Origin of the sequence: Maritalea sp., from assembly GCF_051251695.1 — a bacterium.
Lineage (GTDB): Bacteria > Pseudomonadota > Alphaproteobacteria > Rhizobiales > Devosiaceae > Maritalea.
In genome coordinates this window covers 1-7451 of sequence record NZ_JBPOEU010000056.1, presented here as the reverse complement: position 1 = coordinate 7451, position 7451 = coordinate 1, and the positions used below count along the sequence as shown (strand labels likewise).

Sequence of the window (7451 nt, the reverse complement as noted above, 5' to 3'; positions counted from 1 at the left end):
TGAGGTAACCCTCACAGGTTAACCCATCGGGGGAAGCAGCCGGTACATCCCATTAGCCGACCTTCGCTGCAAAATGATGTCGGAGCTTCGTGCTTTCGAAACTGGGCGTCCCGTCATTGACAGACCTAGAACTGTGTTCGGGGCTCCGCGTAAACGATATGGTTGACCGTCGTCTTTAGATCTCGACCAGGAATCATAGGGTACAATGCAAGTATGACTTCGACTTTTGCGATACACTTCGAATTCAACGCCTTCTAGTCCAACCTAATGCCGGAACTTTTATCAAAGAGATGTATGGTATCTTCCTTGGCTTTGAAGTGGAGAACTTCTCCTCTTGATAATGTCGGGGCTTTCTCCATTTTTGCGACGAATTCGAGACCATCATTTGTCGCCATGTGAAGAAGAACGTGGTCGCCCAATTGTTCAACTACATCAATTTTGCCAGAGAGGGCAGCTTCCGCCTGTGGGCACAAAATGAGGTGTTCGGGTCGAACGCCAACCGTTACAGCGGCCTTGTCGAGCTTGCTTGTTGAGACTGGATTTGCCCCTCCAATTGAAACACCGTTTTCTGACATTTCTGCTTCAAAAAAGTTCATTGAGGGGCTACCGATGAAACTCGCCACAAATAGATTTTGTGGTTTTTCATAAAGGTCCATTGGTCGGCCCACTTGTTCAACACGCCCTCCGCGTAGCACAACAATTTTGTCGGCAAGTGTCATGGCTTCAACTTGATCGTGGGTCACATAGATCATTGTCGACCCAAGACGCTCGTGTAGACGCGCAATTTCTAGCCGAGTTTGACCGCGCAGTGCCGCATCCAGATTAGAAAGCGGTTCATCAAAAAGGAAAACTTCGGGTTCGCGGACAATGGCGCGCCCGATGGCAACACGCTGGCGTTGCCCGCCAGATAGAGCCCGAGGCGTTCGATCCAAATAGTCCTCAATTTCGAGTATCTTGGCGGCTTCGTTTACACGACGATCAATTTCAGCCGGAGGCGTTTTGACCTGCTTTAGGCCAAAGGCCATATTGTTAAACACCGTCATATGCGGATAAAGCGCGTAGGTCTGAAACACCATCGCGACACCGCGTTTAGACGGAGGTACTTCGTTTACCACACGGTCGCCAATGGAGATTTCGCCGCCCGATAAGTCCTCTAGCCCAGCGATCATGCGCAACAATGTTGATTTTCCGCAGCCTGAAGGGCCAACAAATACGATGAACTCGCCATCTTCAATGTCTAAGTCGACACCATGCATGACCTGAGTGTTTCCGTATTTTTTGATTACATTTCTAATCGTTAAGCCGGCCATTTCAATTCCATTTCTTGAATTGCTGCAACAAGTTCGGTTACAAATTGGGGATAATCATCTGGTACATTCGCCCAAAGTTCTTTTGTGCGCGCAAAGCTTTCTTCGGCGCCTTTGGCGAGCAATGGATTGAGTTGGTCCCAATATGGTTCATGATAGTGTATTGGTATTTCGCCATTCGCATAGCGTCGAGCGTAGACATACCAACTCGCGATGCAATGAATTGCGTGCCGGGGAACTATGTTCTGTTGAAAACAAGCTGTTATACTGGGGAGAATGTATATGGGCATTTTCGAATAGCCATCCATGCAGATACGTTCCAGTTGGTCGGCAATTACTTCGTTGGAAAACCGAGCAGCAATTTCTGCCAAATATGCACGCTTATCAAACGGCAATTCCATATCCAACCCGGGCAGAACTTCGCCAATTTCGAAACCATCAAAAACCGCACGCAATTTCGGGTCCTTAAATGCTTGATCAAACGTGGTGTGTCCTGCCAAAACACCAAGGTAACAAAGTGCTGTGTGTCCGCCGTTCAGGATGCGGATTTTTGCCTCTTCATACGGATCCACATCAGAAACAATTTCAACACCCGATAGTGTAAGGTTCGGCATTGGGGCTTTGAAACTGTCCTCAAGCACCCACTGCTTAAAGCTCTCTGCTTGGATTGCGTTGTTTTGCTTGTGAGGAAAAAGATCGGCAATCTCTTTTCTCAAATTATCCGAAGAACGAGGAGTGATGCGGTCGACCATTGAACATGGAAAAGCGACATTATCAGCAACCCAGTTCCTGAGATTGATCTCACCTAAATGTTCGAGATAATTAAGGAAGTTGGCTTGTAGCATGCGTCCATTGGAACGGATATTATCGCAACACAATATGTTCAGCGGTTGTCCATTCTCTGCGAGGCGACGCTGCAATGATTGGTATAGAAATGCATATACGGAGACCGACGCCTTGCCAGTGAGCTCTGCCAAGATTACGGGGTGATGCAAATTCAAGGACCAATCATCTTTCAGGTAATATCCACTTTCAGTCACTGTAATTGTGACGACATGAACATTGCGTTGGCTGATCAATGCCTCCGCATCTTCTGGCTGGCTTGACCAGTCAGCAAATGCACAATGTGGGCGGACCAGCCTGAATTCTCGTTGACCTTCAGAGTTGGTTGTTTTGAGCAGATATCCATCTTTTTCGGCTTGGGCTGACTGAAAAGCTAACGTTTCTGAAGGACGAAGATTTACGGCAGCTATCCCCCAACGGAGGTCGCCGCTCCTCTGCATGTAATCATCGATGTAAACAGCCTGGTGAGCGCGATGAAAAGCTCCATAACCAACATGAACGACGCCGATGGCACATTGTGCTTGGTCATAGGTTGTTGCCAACGGCTGAGTGATGTCGGGGTTGCTTTGGTTCAAGCTCATGCTTTTACCTCGTCTTTTGGGGCAAGCTCACGCAACGCTGTCTCTCGAAACTCCTTAGGCGTCATGCCCTTCATTTTCAGGAAGTGACGATTGAAATTTGCAAGGTTTTGGAAGCCAACTTCAAAACAGATCGCTGAGATTTGATCGTCAGTCGAGTAAAGCATGAAACACGCTTGGCTGATGCGCACGCGGTTCACGAATTCTACGAATTTATTGCCGGTAATACGCTGGAAGTTTCGAGAAAATGCAGGCGGACTCATAGCTGCCATATTGGCGGCGATTTCGACCGAAATTTCTTCTGAGAAGTTTCCCGTAATATGATCCACGACTTCAGCAATTCGAGCTTGCTTTGAACTACCTTCAGGCTGAATTATGCCGGCTACTGACAATGGTTTCTTCTCCGCATGTTCATTCACGCGAACCAAAAAGCGCAGGAATGCCACAATGCGCTCAGCACCTCGTGTATTTCGAATACGCTCAAAGTGTCCACGTGCAAATGTCGGATTAAAGCCGGTGAACTCTATGCCGGACTTGGCCAACTCAAACATGGCTTCCATTTCTCTAAATTCAGGAAAAGCTAAAGCTAAGCCGTCAATGCTTTCTTGGCTGAATTGAATAAGCATGTCGCGGATTTTTACCGGCTGGGGGTTGTCCAACTCGTCCGTGATCCAGTTGTGCGGCAGGTGTGGGCCTGTCATGAACAATGCACCGGGCGAAAATTCGCCAATATAGTCGCCGACAAACGCCTTGCCGCGTGTTTCGGTTACGATATGAAGTTCATATTCAGCGTGACTGTGCCACCGGCACAGGTCCGTGGGCCAGCCGTGTTCTAGATACCGGATGGTTTCGGTAGCGCGATCAACATACTCAACTTCAGCCTGGATTATCGACATAATGAGACTAACCCAGAGCCAGCGGTATTGTCGTTTGGCTGCACGATGACGCTTCGAGGATATATGGTTTGATTGGAACTCATTTCACTGCTCCAAATGTCAAACCCTGAACAAGCTGTTTTTGACAGAACCATCCCAATATGACGATTGGTGCAACAGCTGCTGTGGAAACTGCGGACAAGCGTCCAAAGAACAGCCCTTCAGGTGCCCGGTTACCTTCGATCAGAGTTGAGAGAGTTGCTGCTTCCGTTGTGGTTAGCCGAACGGTCCAATAGGCTTCGTTCCAACAAAATATGAAACACAACAAAGCTGTTGAGGCGACGCCGCCCCAAGCTAGTGGGATCAGGATGTCTTTGATTTCTCCCCAAGTGCTAACGCCATCCATTTTACCCGCTTCAATGATCTCTTTCGGGATTTCCTTGAAGTAAGTGAAAAGCATCCACACCACAATCGGTAGATTGATGAGACAAAGCACCAAGATGACCAAGAAGTGCGTGTCGTAAATCTGAAGGAAGTTTTTTGTCAAAAATGTCATCGGGTAGAGAACTGCGGCTGCTGGTAGCATTTTGGTAGATAGCATCCAAACGAGAATATCTTTGGTGTGCCGACTAGGGTTGAAAGCCATAGCATAAGCTGCGGGGACGCCAACAAACAGGGCAAAACTGGTCGCAAAAACTGAGGTGATCACCGAATTAGTCGCGAAGCGCCAATAATCGTAGTTATCAGTCATATTGAGATAGTTATCTAGCGTCGGTTTGAAGACAAATAGGTTCTCTGGCTTCACCGCATCAGCGTCAGTTTTAAAGCTCGTAAATACCATCCAAAAAATTGGAAAAAAGAAGATCAGTGCAATAACCCAAGCCAACAGTGGCCAGAAGATTTCACCAAGTTTTGATTTATGCGCGACGATTGCCATGATTTATTCCCTCAATCCATCAAGCTCTTGCCGACCATCCGCAACAAGAAGATTGCTATGATGTTGGCTAATATGACGGCAAAAATACCAGCTGCACTTGCAGCACCAATGTTATTGGACGTGAACTCGCCAATCAGATACGGCAAGTTTTTGTTGCCGTTGCCACGGCTAACGATTTCGATCTCGGCATAAAGCGAGAGATGGAATATTGATTGGATCATCACCACAATTGCGATTGGTCGAGCCAAGTGCGGAATTGTCAAGTTTCTAAACTGCGACCAAGCATTTGCGCCGTCCAAAATTGCGGCTTCTTTTTGCTGCTGATCTTCGGATTGCAACGAGGTCATGAAAATCAAAACAGCAAATGGCGTCCACTGCCATGCAACCATAACAATCACAGCGTAAGCAGAGGTTTGGGTTGCGCGGAAGGACATGGGTTCGAAAACGGGCCATGCTGAGAAAAACCAGCCAAGCAGTGGAAAGTCCCGCAGGCCGGCCACCACATCATTTATGCTGTTAACAGCCAGCCCGTTAAGGCCCAAAACGGGATCAAGGATCATGTTGATCCACAATACTCCATTGACCGCAGGCATAACGAAAAATGGGGAAATCAGTAAAACGCGGACAATGCCTTGGCCTGGAAAAGACCTATTGATCAGCACTGCAATAGCAAGCCCCAGAACGACTGTCACAACGATAACACTGCTGACTATGAAGACACTGTTTTGCACAGCAAACCAAAAGTCTTTAGCAGAAAATAAAACGTACTCGTAGTTTCCAAAACCGCGCCAATTGCTAAGATTCGGGGTCGTCCACTCCGGGCGACGCAAATTGTTCAAAACGTAGCGAATAAACGAGAAATACAAGGTCATTGACAGCGGGATCAACATCCAAATCAACAAGAGCACCACTGCTGGTGTTTGAAGTAAGCGAGGTAGCGTTCTTTTGGACATTGTATATAAACCTTGCTCTGCGAATGACTTCAATGTGGCAAAGATACTTTGAATTGAGGTCACAGTATCTATTCAACTTGCCGAGTAATATAAGAATTGGGGCCCCGATTATGCATTTGGGGCCCCAGTTTGGTTTGGCCTGACTATTCGTAATAGCCTGCTTCACGCATAATCGCATCGGCTGCTGCTTGCGACGCTTTGAGAGCATCATCAACCGACTTAGCGCCTGATAGAGCTGCTGCTATTTCTTGAGCAACTGCACTGCCAACTTCTGGGAACTCAGGGATTGCGGCAAACTGTACACCTATGTAAGGCTTCAAGTCGGTCGCTGCAGGAGCTGCAGATTCGATGGCTGCCATTTCAGCAGAGGCGAAGTCCGCAACTGCCTGAAACTCAGGATATGCGTAAGTCGAAGCACGAGTGCCTGTTGGTACAGATCCCCAGCCAAAGTCTGGGTGGTCCGCTACAGCTTTGATGTAGTCTTTAGAAGTCGCCCACTCGATGAATTTTTGAGCTTCTTCCGCGTTTGGTGAGCCAGCAGGAACTGCCATTGCCCAAGCCCAAAGCCAGTTAGCACCGACCGGGTTGCCTGCGTTTGGTGATTGCGCATAAGCAACGCCTTCGACTTTCAAGAATGACGCCGCGATTGTCGCGTCAATCCACATGCCACACTTGCCTTCGTTATAAAGCGCAAGGATTTCGTTGAATGAATTGCCTTCTGATCCAGGAGGGCCGTAGTTTCCGAGCAAATCAACATAGAAGTTGATTGCATCGCGCCATTCGTCAGAGTCGATCGTTGGGCGGCTGTCTTTATCGAACCAAGCGCCACCGAAGGAATTCACCATGGTGGTGACGAACGCCATGTTGTCGCCCCAGCCAGGTTTCCCGCGCAAACAAGCGCCATATACGCCGGCATCTGGGTTATGCATCGCGGCAGCTGCTGCTTTGATGTTGTCCCAACTGTCGTTGTCCGCGATTGTAACGCCAGCAGCGTCGGTTAGGTCTTTACGGTACATGACCATTGAAGATTCGCCGTAGAACGGTGCAGCGTAAAGCGTTCCTTCATGCGACAAGCCGTTGCGCATTGCAGGCAACATATCATCGATGTCATATGCAGCGCCGAAAGTTAGCGGCTCGATCCATCCAGCAGCTCCCCAAATAGGGGCCTCTTGCATGCCGATGTTGATAATATCGTACTGACCACCGCCAGTGGCAGTATCCGATGTCACCTGCTCACGGAGCACACCTTCTTCGAGCGAAACCCACTTGAGTTCGACGCCAGTATCTTTTGTATATGCTTCAGCAACTTTTTGCATATTGATCATGTGACCGTTGTTCACAATCGCAATTGTAAGTTCTGCTGCCGAGGCAGAAAAGGCGGTGGAAGCAGCAAGTGCAAGTCCCAACGCGGATTTGTGTAGTAAAGTCATTATTTCCTCCCTAAAGCGAGCGCATCATGCACCTGGGGCCAATCATCAGATTAAAAATGCACTGTCGTCTAATAGATTTCTATATGATAATTGTACTTTTTTGAGAAGAATGAAGCAATTTGACAAAAATTATGGCGATTTTGTACAATCTTGGTTCAGGCGGCATGCTGGTACATGGCGTAAGCGATGAGTAGAAATATAGGGGAATGCAATTCCCTAGCATGTGGAACCGAACCGAACCGAAATCGGAACCGTTGCCATCGCCCTGTCAAATTTGAGCGGTTAGCCGAGGTTCGTTTTTTCTAGAAACCCATCACAGAGTGTTAGAAGTGCAAATTGAGTCTGGATCAGGATGCGACTCTGGCTCGGCACTACGGCCAATTCGTTCCTTCAACGGCTGCTTTCCGCCCATTTCGGAAATTATACAATTTCTGAGTTTGGTCGCTTTACCCGGTGGGTTCAACTGATCGATGCAACACATACTTTAAAACGCTCTGCCGGTGTTTCGTATTTGAGCGTTTTGCGTGG

The 7451-nt window shown here is 48.1% G+C and carries 6 protein-coding genes; all 6 read right to left on the bottom strand.

The window, feature by feature from the left end; all coding sequences use genetic code 11:
* Positions 1-254: 254 nt before the first annotated feature.
* Entirely contained in the window at positions 255-1310 is a 1056-nt protein-coding gene (locus tag ACSHWX_RS17540) for an ABC transporter ATP-binding protein (RefSeq protein ID WP_435669505.1), read from the bottom strand.
* Positions 1298-2731: a mannitol dehydrogenase family protein gene (locus tag ACSHWX_RS17535; RefSeq protein WP_435669504.1), complete on the bottom strand. Its 1434-nt coding sequence runs from the start codon at positions 2729-2731 to the stop codon at positions 1298-1300. The genes ACSHWX_RS17540 and ACSHWX_RS17535 overlap by 13 nt, the downstream gene beginning before the upstream one ends.
* The gene (locus tag ACSHWX_RS17530; RefSeq protein WP_435669503.1) at positions 2728-3624 is read right to left on the bottom strand and encodes a helix-turn-helix domain-containing protein; all 897 of its coding nucleotides are present in this window, start codon (positions 3622-3624) and stop codon (positions 2728-2730) included. The genes ACSHWX_RS17535 and ACSHWX_RS17530 overlap by 4 nt, the downstream gene beginning before the upstream one ends.
* Positions 3625-3703: 79 nt before the next feature.
* Positions 3704-4540 carry a carbohydrate ABC transporter permease gene (locus tag ACSHWX_RS17525; RefSeq protein ID WP_435669502.1) on the bottom strand — a complete coding sequence of 279 codons (837 nt, stop codon included), beginning with the start codon at positions 4538-4540 and terminating at the stop codon, positions 3704-3706.
* Between the two features lie 11 nt (positions 4541-4551).
* Entirely contained in the window at positions 4552-5493 is a 942-nt protein-coding gene (locus tag ACSHWX_RS17520; protein ID WP_435669501.1) for a carbohydrate ABC transporter permease, read from the bottom strand.
* A 143-nt stretch (positions 5494-5636) separates the two neighbouring features.
* A complete protein-coding gene (locus ACSHWX_RS17515) occupies positions 5637-6923 on the bottom strand; it encodes an ABC transporter substrate-binding protein (RefSeq protein WP_435669500.1) in 1287 nt (428 codons plus the stop codon).
* Positions 6924-7451: the final 528 nt, after the last annotated feature.

What these genes read in the sequence shown, in the direction of transcription:
- ACSHWX_RS17540 (WP_435669505.1), bottom strand. Translation starts at nt 1,310, where the DNA reads ATGGCCGGCTTAACGATTAGAAATGTAATCAAAAAATACGGAAACACT.
- ACSHWX_RS17535 (WP_435669504.1), bottom strand. Translation starts at nt 2,731, where the DNA reads ATGAGCTTGAACCAAAGCAACCCCGACATCACTCAGCCGTTGGCAACA.
- ACSHWX_RS17530 (WP_435669503.1), bottom strand. Translation starts at nt 3,624, where the DNA reads ATGTCGATAATCCAGGCTGAAGTTGAGTATGTTGATCGCGCTACCGAA.
- ACSHWX_RS17525 (WP_435669502.1), bottom strand. Translation starts at nt 4,540, where the DNA reads ATGGCAATCGTCGCGCATAAATCAAAACTTGGTGAAATCTTCTGGCCA.
- ACSHWX_RS17520 (WP_435669501.1), bottom strand. Translation starts at nt 5,493, where the DNA reads ATGTCCAAAAGAACGCTACCTCGCTTACTTCAAACACCAGCAGTGGTG.
- ACSHWX_RS17515 (WP_435669500.1), bottom strand. Translation starts at nt 6,923, where the DNA reads ATGACTTTACTACACAAATCCGCGTTGGGACTTGCACTTGCTGCTTCC.